General features: G+C 63.9%; 17 protein-coding genes. 6 read left to right on the top strand and 11 right to left on the bottom strand.

Annotation, left to right across the window (positions count from 1 at the left end; genetic code table 11):
* The first annotated feature begins 51 nt into the window (after positions 1-51).
* From ctaE to qcrB, 4 genes are all read left to right on the top strand, one after another.
* Positions 52-690 carry an aa3-type cytochrome oxidase subunit III gene (ctaE, locus tag AC5RTS_RS00675; RefSeq protein ID WP_227901822.1) on the top strand — a complete coding sequence of 213 codons (639 nt, stop codon included), beginning with the start codon at positions 52-54 and terminating at the stop codon, positions 688-690.
* Positions 691-769: 79 nt separating this feature from the next.
* Positions 770-1,570, top strand: a complete 801-nt coding sequence (qcrC, locus tag AC5RTS_RS00670; protein WP_227927781.1) for a cytochrome bc1 complex diheme cytochrome c subunit — start codon at positions 770-772, stop codon at positions 1,568-1,570.
* An 85-nt stretch (positions 1,571-1,655) separates the two neighbouring features.
* Positions 1,656-2,687, top strand: coding sequence for a cytochrome bc1 complex Rieske iron-sulfur subunit (gene qcrA, locus AC5RTS_RS00665; protein ID WP_493990150.1), 1,032 nt, complete (start codon positions 1,656-1,658; stop codon positions 2,685-2,687).
* 2 nt (positions 2,688-2,689) lie between these two features.
* The gene (gene qcrB / locus AC5RTS_RS00660) at positions 2,690-4,375 is read left to right on the top strand and encodes a cytochrome bc1 complex cytochrome b subunit (RefSeq protein ID WP_493990149.1); all 1,686 of its coding nucleotides are present in this window, start codon (positions 2,690-2,692) and stop codon (positions 4,373-4,375) included.
* A 101-nt stretch (positions 4,376-4,476) separates the two neighbouring features.
* Here qcrB and AC5RTS_RS00655 read toward each other — a convergent pair whose 3' ends face one another.
* From AC5RTS_RS00655 to AC5RTS_RS00620, 8 genes are all read right to left on the bottom strand, one after another.
* The gene (locus tag AC5RTS_RS00655; RefSeq protein ID WP_493990148.1) at positions 4,477-5,034 is read right to left on the bottom strand and encodes a hypothetical protein; all 558 of its coding nucleotides are present in this window, start codon (positions 5,032-5,034) and stop codon (positions 4,477-4,479) included.
* A 76-nt stretch (positions 5,035-5,110) separates the two neighbouring features.
* Complete coding sequence (locus AC5RTS_RS00650; RefSeq protein ID WP_493990482.1) at positions 5,111-5,887, bottom strand: GntR family transcriptional regulator; 777 nt, start codon at positions 5,885-5,887, stop codon at positions 5,111-5,113.
* A gap of 167 nt (positions 5,888-6,054) precedes the next feature.
* Complete coding sequence (locus AC5RTS_RS00645) at positions 6,055-6,984, bottom strand: 5'-3' exonuclease (protein ID WP_493990147.1); 930 nt, start codon at positions 6,982-6,984, stop codon at positions 6,055-6,057.
* Positions 6,985-7,178: 194 nt separating this feature from the next.
* Positions 7,179-7,580, bottom strand: coding sequence for a cytochrome c oxidase subunit 4 (locus AC5RTS_RS00640; protein WP_493990146.1), 402 nt, complete (start codon positions 7,578-7,580; stop codon positions 7,179-7,181).
* Complete coding sequence (gene ctaD / locus AC5RTS_RS00635; RefSeq protein ID WP_493990145.1) at positions 7,577-9,304, bottom strand: aa3-type cytochrome oxidase subunit I; 1,728 nt, start codon at positions 9,302-9,304, stop codon at positions 7,577-7,579. Before ctaD ends, AC5RTS_RS00640 begins: the two co-directional genes overlap by 4 nt.
* Before the next feature lie 9 nt (positions 9,305-9,313).
* Positions 9,314-10,171: an aa3-type cytochrome oxidase subunit II gene (gene ctaC / locus AC5RTS_RS00630; protein WP_493990144.1), complete on the bottom strand. Its 858-nt coding sequence runs from the start codon at positions 10,169-10,171 to the stop codon at positions 9,314-9,316.
* A 184-nt stretch (positions 10,172-10,355) separates the two neighbouring features.
* Complete coding sequence (locus AC5RTS_RS00625; protein WP_227901813.1) at positions 10,356-10,736, bottom strand: HesB/IscA family protein; 381 nt, start codon at positions 10,734-10,736, stop codon at positions 10,356-10,358.
* A 158-nt stretch (positions 10,737-10,894) separates the two neighbouring features.
* Complete coding sequence (locus AC5RTS_RS00620) at positions 10,895-12,307, bottom strand: dipeptidase (protein WP_493990143.1); 1,413 nt, start codon at positions 12,305-12,307, stop codon at positions 10,895-10,897.
* Positions 12,308-12,446: 139 nt separating this feature from the next.
* Between AC5RTS_RS00620 and AC5RTS_RS00615 the strand changes: the two genes are divergently transcribed.
* Entirely contained in the window at positions 12,447-13,040 is a 594-nt protein-coding gene (locus AC5RTS_RS00615) for a DUF3043 domain-containing protein (protein WP_493990142.1), read from the top strand.
* 143 nt (positions 13,041-13,183) lie between these two features.
* Here AC5RTS_RS00615 and AC5RTS_RS00610 read toward each other — a convergent pair whose 3' ends face one another.
* The gene (locus AC5RTS_RS00610) at positions 13,184-14,251 is read right to left on the bottom strand and encodes a quinone-dependent dihydroorotate dehydrogenase (protein WP_493990141.1); all 1,068 of its coding nucleotides are present in this window, start codon (positions 14,249-14,251) and stop codon (positions 13,184-13,186) included.
* 79 nt (positions 14,252-14,330) lie between these two features.
* On the opposite strand from AC5RTS_RS00610, the gene AC5RTS_RS00605 reads away from it, so the two are divergent.
* Positions 14,331-15,344 carry an alpha/beta hydrolase gene (locus AC5RTS_RS00605; RefSeq protein WP_493990140.1) on the top strand — a complete coding sequence of 338 codons (1,014 nt, stop codon included), beginning with the start codon at positions 14,331-14,333 and terminating at the stop codon, positions 15,342-15,344.
* On the opposite strand, the gene AC5RTS_RS00600 is transcribed toward AC5RTS_RS00605, so the two are convergent.
* Positions 15,345-16,163: an isoprenyl transferase gene (locus AC5RTS_RS00600; protein WP_493990139.1), complete on the bottom strand. Its 819-nt coding sequence runs from the start codon at positions 16,161-16,163 to the stop codon at positions 15,345-15,347.
* A gap of 2 nt (positions 16,164-16,165) precedes the next feature.
* A complete protein-coding gene (gene recO, locus AC5RTS_RS00595; RefSeq protein WP_493990138.1) occupies positions 16,166-16,915 on the bottom strand; it encodes a DNA repair protein RecO in 750 nt (249 codons plus the stop codon).
* Position 16,916 lies beyond the last annotated feature (1 nt).

Raw genomic sequence — 16,916 nt, 5'->3', positions numbered from 1 at the left:
AGCGCCTCCATCTGTTGGAGAACTGGGCTGTTTTACCGCCATAATGTCTATGTGACAACAGCGACCCATGCCCCCAGTACCCCGGCTCACCCTACGCTGAACCGCCCCAATATGGTTTCCGTTGGAACCGTGGTGTGGCTCTCCAGTGAACTGATGTTCTTTGCTGCCCTGTTCGCCATGTACTTCACCCTTCGCTCCACTTCGAGCGATCTGTGGGCCATGGAGACGGAGAAGCTGAACGTTCCGTTCGCTTTCGTTAACACGGTGATCCTTGTTTCCAGTTCCTTCACTTGCCAAGCTGGCGTTTTCGCCGCAGAACGGCTTCAGGCACGCCGCACCGGAGGGCTCCTGAAGCTTTCCCGCTGGGGCATGACTGAGTGGTTCCTGCTGACCTTCGTGCTCGGAGCGATCTTCGTCTCCGTCCAGGCCTACGAATACGCAATGCTCGTCTCCGAAGGCGTATCCCTTTCGTCGAACTCTTACGGTTCCGCGTTCTACCTCACCACCGGTTTCCACGGCCTGCACGTGGCCGGCGGACTGATCGCGTTCCTCTTCATCATCGGCCGTGCCTACGCCGCCAAGCGCTTCGGACACTTCGAAGCCACCTCGGCGATCGTTACCTCGTACTACTGGCACTTCGTTGATGTGGTCTGGATTGCCCTGTTCGTCATCATCTACTTCCTCAAGTAACACTGCTTGAGGACCGCACCCAAGAAATACCCAAAGTGGCACCTGTTTCCCAAAGACCACATAAGTTAGGAACTACGAAGTGAAGGCACTATCGCAAAGGCGGCGTCATCCCCTCGCAGCAGTCGCGCTGCTGCTGTTGGGACTCCTCGTTACGGGTGGTCTCTATGCCGTAGCCAACGGCACCAACCAGGCCCAGGCCGCGACCACCACGTACACTGCCGAAGACGTCAGCGAGGGGCAGAAGCTCTTCGTCGCCAACTGTGCAACGTGCCACGGCGTTGAAGCCACCGGCACCGAGAACGGTCCTTCGCTGGTAGGCGTCGGCGCCGCGTCTGTCGACTTCCAGGTGGGCACCGGCCGCATGCCGATGGCGATGCAGGGCCCGCAGGCCCAGCAGAAGCCCGTGCAGTTCGATGAGGAGCAGACCGCCCAGATGGCTGCCTTCGTTGCCAGCCTCGGCGCCGGTCCTGCTGTTCCGGATTCCGAATACCTCGAGCCGGACACCTCCGACGAGGAAGCTTCCGCCAACGGCGGCGAGCTGTTCCGCGTCAACTGCGCCATGTGCCACAACGCCGCCGCTGCCGGCGGTGCGCTGACCCGCGGCAAGTTCGCCCCGTCCCTGGACGGCGTCAGCGAGAAGCACATCTACGAGGCCATGGTCACCGGCCCGCAGAACATGCCTGTCTTCAACGACACCAACATCTCCCCCGAGGACAAGCAGGACATCATCACGTTCCTGAAGGACATCGAGACAAGCGGCTCCCCCGGTGGAGCGCAGCTCGGCTCGCTGGGCCCGGTCTCCGAGGGTCTCTTTATCTGGACCGCTGGTCTGGGAATCATCATCGCTTTCACCATTTGGTTGACCTCCCGGTCTTCCTAACCACCGCCGCGCTCACCCGCACGGGTGACATCACAGTTACACATAGGTCTATAAATGCAGTTTTCAGAGAAGGATGAGGGGGATCATGGGCGACCATAGTCACGGCAGTCCGAACACCTCGGGCACCGTCGCTACGGCTGGCCAGGGAGATGAGGAGAAGTTCCAGGATCCGGGACTTCCTCCGCACCGCCCTCGTCTAGCCGACGTTAATCCCCGCGCCGAAAAGCGGGCCGAACGGCAGGTGGCGCTTCTGTTCGTCATCTCCATCATCGGCACCATCGTGTTTTTCATCGGGTACTTCAGCATCCAACTGGATGATGCCAGCATCGCTACGCTGCGGCTGCAGAACATCCTCCTCGGCCTGGGTACCGCCTTTGCCATGCTCGGCATCGGCGTGGGCATTGTGCACTGGGCCAAGACCCTTATGCCGGACCACGAGATCGTGGAAGAACGCCACGAGATCCGGCCCGAAGAGGACCGCGTCATCGCTGAAAAGATGGTGGGCGACATCATCGAGGAGACCGGCATCAAGCGCCGTCCCCTGATCCGCAACACCCTCCTCGGCGCCATGATCCTGGCTCCCCTTCCCGCCATCGCCGTCTTCCGTGACCTGGGCCCCCTGCCCGGCAACACGCTGCGGCACACTATGTGGGAAAAGGGCCTGCGTCTGGCACGCGATCCCAGCGGTACGCCGATCAAGGCTTCCGATGTCACCATCGGTTCCGCCTTCCACGTGATTCCGGAAGGCCTGCAGGACCTGGAGGAGCACAAGCTCGAAGAAAAGGCCAAGGCAGTAGTTCTGCTGATGCGCCTGGACCCCTCCGAGCTGAACCCCTCCCCCGGCCGGGAAAACTGGGCCGTGGACGGCATTGTCGCCTACTCCAAGATCTGCACCCACGTCGGCTGCCCGGTGGCACTGTACGAACAGCACACGCACCACCTGCTGTGCCCGTGCCACCAGTCAACCTTCGATGTGACCCAGGAATGCAAGGTCATCTTCGGCCCGGCCGGCCACGCGCTGCCGCAGCTGCCGATCGGCGTTGACGATGAGGGTTACCTGATTGCTACTGACGACTTCCAAGAACCCGTTGGACCGAGCTACTGGGAGCGTGGCTAACCATGAGTGTTCCCTCTGCTACGCCGTACCAGGCCAAGACGCGTCTTGGCCGCATCACGAACTTCGTTGACTCCCGGGTCAGCGGTTCGGCCATGGTCAAGGAGTTCGGCCGCAAGGTCTTTCCCGACCACTGGTCCTTCATGTTCGGTGAAGTTGCACTGTACTGCTTCGTTATCCTGCTGCTCACCGGTACCTTCCTGACGTTCTTCTTCGATCCGTCCATGGCGGAGACGCACTACGCCGGAAGCTACGTACCGCTGCGGGGCGTGGAAATGTCCGTGGCGTATGAATCCTCCCTGAACATCTCCTTCGATGTTCGCGGCGGCCTCTTTATGCGCCAGGTACACCACTGGTCCGCACTGCTCTTCGTTGCTGCTGTGTCCGTGCACATGCTCCGCGTGTTCTTCACCGGCGCATTCCGCAAGCCCCGCGAACTGAACTGGGTGGTGGGCGGTACGCTGCTCATCCTCTCCCTCGCAGCCGGCTTCACCGGTTACTCCCTCCCCGATGACCTGCTCTCCGGCAACGGCCTGCGCATCATCGACGGCGTGATCAAGTCCATCCCTGTGGTGGGCACCTACATCAGCTTCTTCCTCTTCGGAGGAGAGTTCCCGGGTACCGCGATTATCGGACGACTCTACGTCCTGCACATCCTGCTGGTTCCCGCGCTGATCCTGCTGATGATCGCACTGCACCTGTTTATGGTCGTCATTCACAAGCACACCCAGTTCCGCGGCCCCGGCCGCACGAACAACAACGTGGTCGGTTACCCCGTTGGCCCGGTGTACGCAGCCAAGGCCGGTGGATTCTTCTTCATCGTCTTCGGCGTGATTGCCATCATTGCCGGCCTGTTCACGATCAACCCGATCTGGAACTACGGCCCGTATGACCCGTCGCCCGTTTCCGCCGGTACCCAGCCTGACTGGTACATCGGCTGGGTGGACGGTGCGCTGCGCCTGATGCCCGGGTTCCTGGGTGCATTCCCGTTCGAATGGGTTATCCCGTTCCCCTGGGGTGACAACACCCTGGTACTGAACGTGCTGCTCCCGGCACTGGTGCCGGCCGGCCTCGTCTTCACCCTGCTCTTCGCATGGCCGTGGATCGAAGCCTGGCTGACCAAGGACTACCGGACGCACAACCTGCTGGACCGCCCGCGCAACGCACCGTTCCGCACGGCAGTCGGCGTTGCCGGCATCACGTTCTACAGCGTTATGTGGGCTGCTGCCAGCTCCGACCTCATCGCTACGCACTTCCATGTTTCGCTCAACGATGTAACGTACTGGCTCCGTGTCCTGTTCTTCGTCGGTCCGGTACTGGCATTCGTCATTACCCGCCGCATCGCCCTGGCGCTGCAGCGCAAGGACCGCGAGATTGTGCTCCACGGTGTGGAAAGCGGCCGCATTGTCCGCCTGCCGCACGGTGAGTACATCGAGGTTCACGAGCCGCTGGACGAGTACAAGCGCTACCGCCTGGTGGACTTCGAGTCGTACAAGGCACTTCCGGCCCAGCCGGATGCCAACGGCAAGATCTCCCGCAAGGAAAAGCGCCGTGCGAAGATCTCCCGCTTCTTCTTCGAAGACCGTGTCGCCCCGGTGACGCCGTCCGAGCTGGAGAACGCACACCACCACGAGTCGCCCGCCGAGGTTGAGGCCAAGGCCGACGACCAGGCATCGATCGAACAGCGCTGATCCTGCCCTAAGGCAGACCAGCATCAAAGGGAAGGGCCCGACCGGATGATCCGGTCGGGCCCTTCCCTTGCCTGTTGCCGGCTCCGTAGCGGCATCGCTGGCTAGGCCAGGCTAAACGGCTGTTTCGCGGGAAGCGGGTGGCGCATGCGCAGGTCTGAAAGATCGGTCACCGGCGCGGAGCCGATGGACAGCTTAGTGAAGTCCAGGAGCGGATCGCGCAGCACGACTTTCAGGCCCGCTACTGCCAGCTTGACGTCCGGAACCAGGCAGTAGATGTTGAGTTTCCGCGGAGCGAACTCCGTGTGGTCCACTTCCCCGAGCCCGCGCCACAGGAAGTAGGAGGAAATGGCCTGTGTGGCCTTGTGCTCCAGGTAGCGGTCCCGCTGCGTCCCCGCTGCCGTCTTGAGGGCATATTGGGCGATGACCCAGTGCTGTTCATCCGGCCCGAGTTCGGCATAGCCGTCTTCCTCCGAGGCGACCGCAAAGGCATGGAGCAGCCCTTCCGCAGCCTCGGGGGCCACCTGCTGGACCTTCGCTGAGCCTTCGTGGCCCACCGGCCCCGAAGTCAGCATCAGCTGTCCCTCGTCCTCTTCATACAGGGCCTCGCGGAAGTGCAGCACCCCTGCGTCATCGCGCTTATACATCCGAATGGTGATCATGGTTCTCTGTCCTCTTTGTGCTGGGGGGGTGTGATGGGGGTGGATGGCGGTGCGGTCTGGCCGCAGCTGCCGGCGGCTAAGAGCCTGGGTGCCGGCGCGGGTGATATGAACGGGGCGTGCGGACGCCCGGGCGCTGGAGGGGCACCCATAGCTTGTACCGGTCCGCGCGGTAATAGGAGACGGAATAGTCCACCATCGCCCGTGAGACATAGGCATGCCGTTGGATCTTCAGAACAGGGGCACCGAGTTCCACGTTCAGGAGGCGCGCGATGGAGGCCGACGCCGCAGTGGCTTCGATCGTGTCCTCGCCCCACTCCATCACCAGGCCGTACCGTTCGCTCAGGACGTTGTACAACGAGGTCGGCGGCTCCTCCTCCAGGATCCCCGGCACGTAGTGCGCCGGAATGAAGTTCTCGTCAACGCTCATGGGCTCTCCGTCTGCGAGGAGCTGCCGGCGGAACCGGACCACGGCCTGTCCGGGCTCAATCTGCAGTTCCCTGGCGACCAGCTGTGACGCGCCCACCTGCTCAAAGCTGAGGACATGCGCATCGGGCACCATTCCGCGCCGGTGCATTTCCTCGGAGTAGGAGGTGAGCTGGACCTGAAGATCCATTTTGGGGCGTGCGACAAACGTGCCCAGGCCTACCACGCGTTCCAGGACCCCGTCAGCGACAAGGGCATCGACTGCCTGCCGAATGGTCATGCGGGCCACAGAGAAGTGTTCGGACAGTTCCCGTTCGGACGGGATGATATCGCCTGGACGGGAATGCGTTTCCACGAACCGGCGCAGGATGCCCTGTAGCTGGACATGCTTGGCAACGCCCGTGCCGGCCTCAATTTCTTCGGCCAGCAGCCGGAGGCGCCGGTTGCTCACAGGAAAACTCCTGCGCGGGCCCTGGTTCCGATTCTTCGCATTGTTCCGCTTCGTCCCTTCCGCCGGGAAAACTAGTGCCGTCTAAGAATACCGGTACGGACACGCTGCTTCCTGCCGGGACCGCCTGCCCGTTTGCGTGCTGCGCGTCAGCCTGCAGCACCTTCCAGCGCCTGTAAAAACCGCTTCATGGGGCCCTCGACGTTCCACTGTTCGGCCCGCGTCTCCAGCCGGGCCCTCGTCTCCCCCGCCGGTGCATGCAGCCGCGCACCGGCAAGAGGCGGTACGGACAGATCCTGTGCCACACGGACCACCCTCGGCGCCACGGAAAGATAGTCACGGGCTGCGCTGAGGCGTGCGCGGACGGGGGCCGACACTTCGCCCCCCGCGTCCGCGGCGGCGTCCAGAAGGCCCTGCAGCGTGCCGTACTCGCCCAGCAGGGAGGCAGCCGTCTTCTCGCCGATCCCGGACACGCCGGGAAGGCCGTCTGACGGGTCGCCGCGAAGTGTTGCGTAATCGGCATATTGGATGGGAAGGACCCGGTATTTGGCCACCACCGATTGCTCGTCCATCACCTCGAGGTTCTTCATCCCCCGTGCTGTATTCAGCACACGGATCTGCCGCTCGTCATCAATCAGTTGGAACAGGTCCCGGTCCCCCGTGACCACGTCCGTAGGCATCTGGGAGGTTTCGGCGTAAGTGCCGATGACGTCGTCAGCCTCGTATCCGTCGCAGCCCACGACGGCGATTCCGGCCTCGGTCAGGAGCTCCCGGATCAGTGGTACTTGTGCGTTCAAGCCCGGAGGGACCTCCTCGGTACCGGCAGGACCTGCAGCAGATAAGCGGTGCTGCTTGTAAGTGGGTACCAGCTCCACCCGCCAGCCGGGCCGCCAGTCGTTGTCCCAGCAGGCCACCATATGGGTGGGACGGAACTCGGCGACGAGGCGGGCAACCATGTCCAGCAGGCCACGGACAGCGTTTACCGGAGTGCCGTCCTCGCGCCGGATGGTCTCCGGAATGCCGTGGAAGGCGCGGAAGTAGAGGGAGGCGGTATCAAGGAGCATAAGGCGCTGGGGCATAGGAGCACCCTACACACAGTCCCGGGGCACGGTCATGCAGCAGGGGGGCGCCGGGCGGCAATACCGTGTGGGAGCACATAGCCGGACAAAAACACGCCGTAGCCGGATAAAAGCGCACCGTAGAAAAACAAAGAAGAAGGACCCGCAGTTACCTGCGGGTCCTTCTTCTTATGGGCTAAGCGTTGCCGCTGAACCTAGTGCGCGTGGTTTCCGCGGCTGTATTCGAAGACCCAGCCGACCAGGGCGACGATGGCAAGGCCTGCACCGATGTACAGGATCCACCAGCCCACTGCCATGCCGAGGAATCCGGTTGCTGCGGCAAGACCGAGCAGCAGCGGCCACCAGCTCCAGGGGCTGAAGAAGCCCTGTTCTCCGGAGCCTTCGTGGATTTCAGCATCCAGCCGGTCCTCGGGACGCGGCCCGACACGCTTGCCGGTGAAGCCGATGTAGTAGGCGATCATGCCGGACATGCCTGCGGTCAGGAAGAGCGCGAGGTAACCTACGGGCTCCGTCCATTCCACCAGGTAGCCGTAGACCACACCGACCACCAGGAAGAACGGCGCCATGTAAGCGAAGAGCTTAGTCTCTACTTTCATTTGACCTTTTCCTCCCGGTCGCCGGGGCCGAAGACCTTGGCCGCGGCTGATTCGTCAGTTACGTGCTGCTGCAGTTCGGGGTGGTGCAGGTCCAGTGCCGGACGCTCCGAACGGATGCGGGGCAGCGAGGTGAAGTTGTGGCGCGGCGGCGGGCAGGACGTGGCCCACTCAAGTGATCCGCCGAAGCCCCACGGGTCATCCACTTCCACCTTCTTGCCGTGGCGCCAGGTGATGTACACGTTCCAGAAGAACGGGATCATCGAGGCGGCCAGCACGAAGGAGGCGATGGTAGAGAACTGGTTCATGGCGGTGAAGTTATCCTCCACCAGGTAGTCCGCGTAGCGGCGCGGCATGCCGAGCACGCCCAGCCAGTGCTGGATCAGGAAGGTGCCGTGGAAGCCGACGAACAGGAGCCAGAAGTGGATCTTGCCGAGGCGTTCGTTGAGCATCTTGCCGGTCCACTTGGGCCACCAGAAGTAGAAGCCGGCGAACATTGCGAAGACCACGGTGCCGAAGATGACGTAGTGGAAGTGTGCCACCACGAAGTAAGTGTCCGAGACGTGGAAGTCCAGCGGCGGGGAGGAAAGGATGATGCCGGTCAGACCACCGAAGAGGAAGGTGATCAGGAAGCCGATGCTCCAGAGCATGGGGGTCTCAAACGTGATGGACCCCCGCCACATGGTGCCGATCCAGTTGAAGAACTTCACGCCGGTAGGCACGGCGATCAGCATGGTCATGAAGGCGAAGAACGGCAGCATAACCGCACCGGTGACGTACATGTGGTGGGCCCACACGGTCACGGAGAGGGCGGCAATGGCGATGGTGGCGTACACCAGGCCCTTGTAGCCGAAGATCGGCTTGCGGCTGAAGACCGGGAAGATTTCCGAAACGATGCCGAAGAACGGCAGCGCGATGATGTACACCTCGGGGTGGCCGAAGAACCAGAACAGGTGCTGCCACAGGATGGCACCGCCGCGCTCGGGGTCGAAGATCATTGCACCGAACCGGCGGTCCGCACCGAGCGCGAACAGTGCCGCTGCCAGGGGCGGGAAGGCCATGAGCACCAGGATGGCGGTGACCAGGGTGTTCCAGGTGAAGATCGGCATCCGCCACATGGTCATGCCCGGGGCACGCATGCAGATGATGGTGGTGATGAAGTTGACCGCACCCAGGATGGTGCCGAAGCCGGAGAGTGCCAGGCCGAAGACCCAGAGGTCACCGCCGACACCCGGGGAGAACGTCGTGTTCGACAGCGGCGCGTAAGCGAACCAGCCGAAGGACGCGGCACCCTGCGGGGTGATGAAGCCGGCCACCGCGATGGTGCTGCCAAAGAGGAAAAACCAGAAGGCCAGGGCGTTCAGGCGCGGGAAGGCAACGTCCGGTGCGCCGATCTGCAGGGGCATGATGACGTTGGCAAACCCGGAGAACAGCGGGGTGGCGAACATCAGCAGCATCACGGTGCCGTGCATCGTGAACAGCTGGTTGTACTGTTCCTTGGTCTGCAGGATCTGCATACCGGGTTCAAACAGCTCCGCGCGGATGACCAGGGCCATCACGCCTGCGAGGCAGAAGAAAATAAATGAGGCAATCAGGTACATGTACCCGATCGTCTTGTGGTCAGTGGAGGTGATCCAGTTGACGACAATGCGTCCCTTGGAGACGGGTACTACGCGTGGTGCAACCTTGGTGCCGGAATCTTCCGAAGTGTATTCGAGAGTAGTCATAGCGTCCTCCTACCTCCTTACTTCGCTTGATTCTGAGTTGTACATGCGGTCGTACTCGCCCGTGACCTGTCCGTCGGGCAGGCCGGCAACGTACTTGTTGTAATCGTCTTCCGAGACAACGTCGACGTTGAAGAGCATTTCGGAGTGGTACTCGCCGCAGAGCTCGGCGCACTTGCCGTCGAAGGTTCCGATCTTGCCGGTTTCGAGGGTGATGTAGTTGGTGCGGCCCGGGTAGACGTCCATCTTCTGCAGGAAGGCAGGCACCCAGAAGGAGTGCTGCACGTCGCGGGTGTTCAGCTGCAGTTCGATGGTCTTGTCGACCGGCAGCACCAGCGTCGGGAACTTATCCTGCGTGACTTCCTGGCCGTCGAGGTTTACCTGGACGCCCTGGCTGTACTTGTCTTCATTGACGTAGTTGAAGTCCCAGGACCACTGCTTGGCACGGACGTCGATGACGACCTTGTCCGGGTCATCGCTGCGCTCGTTAATGGCTTGGATGTCCTGGTTGGTGAAGTAGAACAGCACCAAAACCATGAACAGGGGGATCACCGTGTAGAAGATTTCCAGCGGCAGGTTGTAGCTGAGCTGGCGGGGGTAACCCGTCTCATTCTTCCGGCGGCGGTACGCCACCATGCACCACAGCAGAAGCGCCCAGGTGAGGACACCTACTGCCAGTGCGGCGATCCATGAGTTGACCCAAAGGTCCATGATGCGGCCGGTGTGGTTAGTGGTGTCGCGGTCCGTAGGCAGCCAGCCCTTCTGGACATCAGATGTACACCCCGATAAAAACAACGCGCCGGCCGACGTTACGGCTGAGATCTTTAAGATCCTGGCGCGTCGGCTGCTGGTTCGGTCCTGCGAACTCACAGACGGCCCTTCCTCTTGTTGCGTGCAAGTGCTGTCCGGCCGGAGACAAAAAAGTTCCCGGTGACGGACATTAGTTTTACTACTACGTGTAGAGCTTACCCGTACGGGCGGCGATCCAGTGACAGATCGCCGCCGCGCCGGGCAAAAAAAGCTCTGCTGTTACGGGCCGTCAGCCTTTTGCGTCTTAGTGGAAGGAATCTCCACAGGCGCATGAACCTCCGGCGTTGGGGTTGTCGATGGTGAACCCCTGCTTCGAAATGGTGTCTTCGAAGTCGATCGAAGCGCCGGAAAGGTACGGAACGCTCATCTTGTCCACAATGACCTCAACGCCGTCGAAGTCCCGGACGGCGTCGCCGTCAAGGACGCGCTCGTCAAAGTACAGCTGGTAGATGAGTCCCGAGCAGCCTCCGGGCTGCACCGCCACCCGGAGGCGGAGGTCGGTGCGGCCTTCCTGCTCCAGCAGGCTTCGGACCTTCTGGGCGGCCACATCCGAGAGCAGTACTTCGTGCGTGGGCAGTTCTGCCTCTGCCGCAGCGGTCTTGTTTTCGCTCGTGGAAACGCTCATAGTTTCTCTCTTTCCTCAGCTGGCCGTCCGTGCGGCAGGCCGTCGCGCCTGCCGCGGACCGCGGCCAGTGTCTCAATGGTACGTCCGGTGGTCCCCATCGATCTAACAGATGCCGGGCAGGAAACAATTCCCGCCCGGCATCTGTTCACAGGCAATTTCTAGCCCTGCCGTGAACCCAGGCGGGCGAGCAGCAGCGCTTCGGCCAGGATGGCATTGCGGAAGTCGTTCAGGTCCAGCGACTCATTGGCGCTGTGCGCCCGGGAATCCGGGTCTTCAACACCGGTGATCAGGATCTGCGCTGCAGGGAAAACCTCGACCAGGTCCGCAATGAACGGAATGGAGCCGCCCATTCCGGACTCCACCGGTTCCACGCCCCAGGCCCGCTCCAGTGCCCAGAGCGCGGTGCGCGCCGCGCTGGCGCTGGTATCGGTGGCGAAGGCATTGCCCTGCTCCCCCGGTGTGAACGTCACCTTGGCACCGAACGGCGCGTTGGCCTGCACGTGGGCCTCGACGGCCGCCATGGCAGCCTCGGGGCTCTGGCCGGGTGCGAGGCGGAGACTGAACTTGGCCCGTGCCTTCGGCTGGATGGTGTTGGAGGACATCGCCACGGTCGGGACGTCGATGCCGATGATGGAAAGGGCGGGCTTGGTCCACAGCCGGGAGGCAATCGACCCAGTGCCGGCCAGCCGGACGCCGTCCAGCACCGAGGAATCCGCTCGGAAATCTGCTTCCTGGTACTCCACTGCGGCGTCGTCGCCGGAGACCAGGCCCTCGATGGCGACGTCGCCGGCGTCGTTGTGGAACGTGGCGATCAGCCGGGCAAGCAGGGTGGGCGCATCGAGCACCGGACCGCCGAACATGCCCGAATGCACGGCGTGGTCCAGGACCTGGACCTCCACGGTGCCGTCCACCAGCCCGCGCAGGCTGGTGGTCAGGGCAGGAACACCCACCTTCCAGTTGCCTGAATCAGCGACCACGATGACATCCGCGCGCAGCAGGTCCTGGTAGGTCTCGAGGAAGGTGCGGAAAGTGGGTGATCCCGCTTCTTCCTCGCCCTCGATGAAGAGGGTGACGCCGACGGGCGAGTCCTCCCCCAGGACATCGGTCAGGGCCCGGAGGGCACCGATGTGGGCCATGATGCCGGCCTTGTCGTCCGCGGCGCCCCGCCCGTAGAGGCGCCCGTTGCGTTCCACTGCCGTGAAGGGATCGGACTCCCACAGGTCGGGGTCTCCGGGCGGCTGGACGTCATGGTGGGCGTACAGCAGGACGGTCGGTGCGCCGTCGCGGGCGGGGCGGCGGGCGACGACGGCGGGCCCGCCGGGAGTGCCGTTGTTATCCACGCGCAGCACCTGCACATCATCGATGCCGGCCTCCCTCACGAGGTCGGCAACCGCGGCGGCGCTGCGGTTGAGGTGCTCGGGGTCGAAGGAGTCCCAGGCAATGCCCGGGATGCTGACCAGCGACTTGAGCTGTTCAACGGTGCGGGGGAAGTCTGCCGCCACGCTGGCACGCAGGGAGTCCTCGTGCACGTCTGCTGACGAATCGTGTTCTGGAGCGGGGTTGGAAGTCATAGCCAAAACCCTACATCCGCCCTCTGTTCCGCTTGAAGCGGCCGGTCTTCCTTCCGCCGGGAGCGGGCCGGGCTTTTGCCCCGCTCCCGGCGGAAGACACAGGGAGTTTCCGGCGGATCATTCGCGGTATCCTTGGGGTGTGTTTGGACGAAAGAATGAAGCGCCCACCGCGCAGGAAACTGTGGACCAGGCAGCCGCCGCACAAGCCGGTGCAACGGAACGGGTCGGCAAGGGTGCGCCCACGCCCCGCCGCAAGGACCAGGAAGCCGCCCGCCGCCGCCCGCTGGTACCCGATGACCGGAAGGCCGCCAAGGCAGCCAACCGCGAGGCCCTGCGCGAGGAACGCCTGAAGACCCGCCGCGCACTGGACACCGGTGAGGAGCGCTACCTGCCGCTCCGTGACAAGGGGCCCAACCGCCGCTTCGTCCGCGACATCGTGGATGCCCGGTGGAACATTGGCGAGTTCATCATGATTGCCGCCCTGGTGTTCGTGCTGTTCAGCTTCATCCAGAACATCGATGTCCAGCTGTTTGTGATGGCGGCTTTCTGGGTCCTCATCCTGCTGGTCATCGCCGACAGTTTTATGCTGCGCCGCCAGATCCGGAAGCGCCTGACCGCCAAGTTCGGCGCCCCCAATCCCGGGGATGTCTGGTACGGCGTCTCCCGCTCCCTCCAGCTGCGCCGCTTCCGTTTGCCGAAGCCGCAGGTCGGCAGGGGCCAGTACCCGTCCTGATCCCGGCATAGCCCGGATCCTGACCGCGAAAAAGGGACCGCCGCCCGGCGGTCCCTTTTCTGTGCCGTTTTTGCCGCTGATGCGGCTTTTGCGGCCTCCCGTACCGAGTCCCTACGGGGGTCCTACCGGATGCCCTCCCCCGCTTACCGGGAGCGGGCCAGACCGCGGTTGATCCGCGCGGCCCAGAAGGGTCCTTCGTAGAGGAACGCCGTGTATCCCTGCACGAGGGTGGCCCCGGCATTGAGGCGCTCCCTCACGTCCGCGGCCGTCTCCACTCCCCCGACGGAGACGATGGCCGGGCCGTCGGCGCCCAGCCTGCTGTGCAGCCGGCGCAGGACGTCGAGTGAACGCTGTTTCAGCGGGGCGCCGCTGAGTCCGCCGACCCCGCAGGCAGTCACCGTTTCCGGATCCGTCACCAGGTTCTCCCGGGTGACGGTGGTGTTGGTGGCAATGACGCCGTCGAGCTGCAGGGACAGGGCCAGGCCGGCGACGTCGTCGATATCCTCATCGGTGAGGTCCGGGGCTATCTTAACCAGCAGGGGAACATGCCGGCCGGCTGCTTCATCCGCAGCTTCCCGTACCCGGGTCAGGAGCGGGCGCAGCGAGTCAATGTCCTGCAGCAGCCGCAGCCCGGGCGTGTTCGGAGAACTGACGTTGACCACAAGGTAGTCCGCCTGCGGTGCGAGCTGCCGGGCGCTGAGCAGATAATCCTCCACGGCATCCGCCAGGTCCACCTTCTTGGTTTTGCCAATGTTGACGCCGATCACCGGACGCCCCGGACCGTAGGTTCGTTCCAGGGCGGCCCGGGCTGAGGCGAGCCGGGGTGCCACCTTGGCCGCGCCGTCGTTGTTGAACCCCATCCGGTTGATCACGGCGCGGTCCTGGACCAGACGGAACAGCCGCGGTTTCGGGTTTCCCGGCTGGGCCTGGGCTGTCACGGTACCCACCTCAACATGCCCAAAACCCAGGTTGGAGAGCGCGGCGATGCCCGAACCCTCCTTGTCGAACCCGGCCGCCAGGCCGAACGGGGAGGGGAAGTCAATTCCGAAAGCCTGCGTCCGCAGTTTCGGGGACGGGCGCATCAGCCTCCGCATCACGGGTCCGGCGGGGGTTCGTGCGGCGGTGCGGATCAGCGTGAAACCAATCTTGTGGGCACGCTCGGGGTCCATCCCGGAGAATACGAGCCGGAAAAAGGCAGGATAAATGCGCATGTCTTAAAGATTCCAGACCCCGGACCCGCTGCCAAACCCCGCACCGTTTCTCCGACGCACGTCGACTATTCTCGAAACCATGGGTGAGACGAAGGCGGACTGGATTCCGGACATTCTCGGCGACGGATTCCGCAGCTTGACCCTGGATCTGGGCGAGGACGAGGAAGGACCGGTCGTAGCCACCCTCGTCTCCTATGTCCCGCCGGCCGAGCAGGCGGCCATCCTGCCTGTCCGCTCCGACGGCGGCGTGGATGCTGTGCTCTACCTCCACGGATGGAGCGACTATTTCTTCCAAGCGGAACTGGCCCGCTTCTGGGCGGTGCAGGGCGTGGCGTTCTACGCCGTAGACCTGCGCAAGTACGGCCGGAGCCTTCGCCCCGGGCAGTCCGAGGGTTATGTCGCAGACCTGCAGGAATATGACGCTGACCTGGAGGCTGCCCTGACCGCCATGGAAACAGATCTCAGGGACCGTTTCGGCCCGGACACCGGCGTGCGGACCACGCTGATGGCCCACTCAACGGGCGGGCTGGTGGCCGCACTGTGGGCCAACCGGCACCCGGGGCGGATCAGGGCCCTGATCCTGAACAGTCCATGGCTGGAAATCAGCGGCAGCGCCATGCTTCGCTTCGCGACGAATGGCCTGCTGGAACCCATGGCCCGCCGGCGCCCGCGGGCGCGGCTGAAAATTCCGGAGTTCGGCTTCTACTACCGGAGTATCAGCGCCGAGATGGAGGGTGAGTGGAACGTAAATCCAGCTTGGCGCCCGCCGTTCAGCTTTCCGGTCCGCGCCGGCTGGATCAAAGCGGTGCTGGCCGGGCATGCCCAAGTGGCCCGCGGCCTGGATATCCAGGTGCCGATCCTGCTGCTGGCATCCGCTGCCTCCACGATCGCGCCGGTCTGGAATCCCCTGATGCTCCGGACCGACAGCGTGCTGGACGTGACTCTGATGGTCCAGCGCGGACTGTTGCTGGGCCCGGAGGTCACCGTGTTCCGGTATGACGGCGCCCTGCATGACACGCTGCTTTCAGCTCTTCCGGTCCGCACCCGCGTGTATGCGGGACTGGCACGCTGGGCCGGCGCGTTTATGCGCTAGTCAGGATGCGCCGGTGGATGCTTTGTCCACCGCACCTCCGTACCGCCGGTCCCGCCTGGCGTAGATCTCCACGGCCTCCCACAGGGTACGGCGGTCCACATCCGGCCAGAGGGTGTCCATAAAAACCATTTCGGCGTACGCGGACTGCCACAGCATGAAGTTGGAAAAACGCTGCTCCCCCGAGGTCCGCAGGAACAGGTCAACATCCGGCAGGTCCGGCTCGTCCAGGTACTTCTGGATGGTTTTCTCGCTAATGGACCCCGGGCGCAGCCGGCCCTTCTGCACGTCAGCGGCGATCGCGGCCACGGCATCGGCAATCTCCGCCCGGCCCCCGTAGTTCACGCACATGTTCAGGGTGCACACGGTGTTCTCCCGAGTGACCTCTTCCGCGGTTTTCAGTTCCCTAACGACGCTCTGCCAGAGCCGCGGGCGGCGGCCGGACCAGCGGATCCGCACTCCCCATTCGTTCAGCTGGTCCCTCTGCCGGCGCAGCACGTCACGGCTGAAGCCCATGAGGAAGCGGACCTCTTCGGGTGAACGCTTCCAGTTCTCCGTGGAGAAGGCGTAGACGGACACGTGCCGGATGCCCATTTCGATGGCGCCGGCCATCACGTCCAGCAGGGCTGCTTCGCCCGCACGGTGCCCCTCGGTACGGGGCAGTCCCCGCTGGTTGGCCCAGCGGCCGTTGCCGTCCATCACAATGGCGACATGGGCCGGCACCAGTTCGGCCGGGACCTGCGGCGGGACGGCGCCGGACGGGTGGGGCGCGGGATAGCCGGGGGCGGCGGCCGGCACGCCGGCAGCGGATTTCGAACGCAAAGTCAGACACGCTCCACATGTTGAAGGGATCGCAGCACCCGTTCCAGGTGCCACTGAAGATAACCGGCCACCAGCCCGGCGGACTCGTGCCGCGGCTGCGGGCCCGAGGCGTCGGCAGTGCTCCAGTCTCCGCTGAGCAGCGCCGCCAGCAGGGTCATGGTTTCCGGTGACGGCGACGCCGAGCCGGGAGGACGGCAGGCTGCGCAGACGGCCCCGCCCAGCGGTGCCGAGAACGCCGTGTGCGGCCCGGGGGCACCGCAGCGGGCGCAGTCCGTGAAGCTCGGCGCCCAGCCGGCGGTGGCCAGGGCCCGCAGCAGGTAGGAGTCCAGGATCAGTTCCGGAGCGTGCGCGCCACGGCTGAGCGCGGCGAACGCTCCGATGACCAGCTGGTAGTGCGCCTTCGCGGAATCACCGTCAATGTCGGTGAGGCGTTCCGCTGTTTCGGCGACGGCGGCCGCGGCGGTATAGCGGGCATAGTCGGCCACGATCCCGTGTCCGTAGGCTCCCTTGGTCTGCGCCTGGGTGACGATGTCCAGGTTCCGGCCGTGCGAGAGCTGCAGCTCCGCCACCATAAAAGGTTCCAGCCGGGCACCGAACTTGCTGGAGGTCCGCCGCACGCCTTTTGCCACGGCGCGTACCTGACCGTGTTCCCGGGTCAGAAGGACCAGGATGCGGTCAGCCTCGCCCAGCTTGTGCGTGCGCAGGACCACTGCGTCATCCCGGTAGGTGCGGGATGCAAAGGATTTTGCCACG

Source organism: Arthrobacter sp. MDT1-49-2 (genome assembly GCF_059090185.1).
Note: the sequence above shows the minus strand (reverse complement) of the source record. Positions and strands in the feature narration are given on the sequence as shown.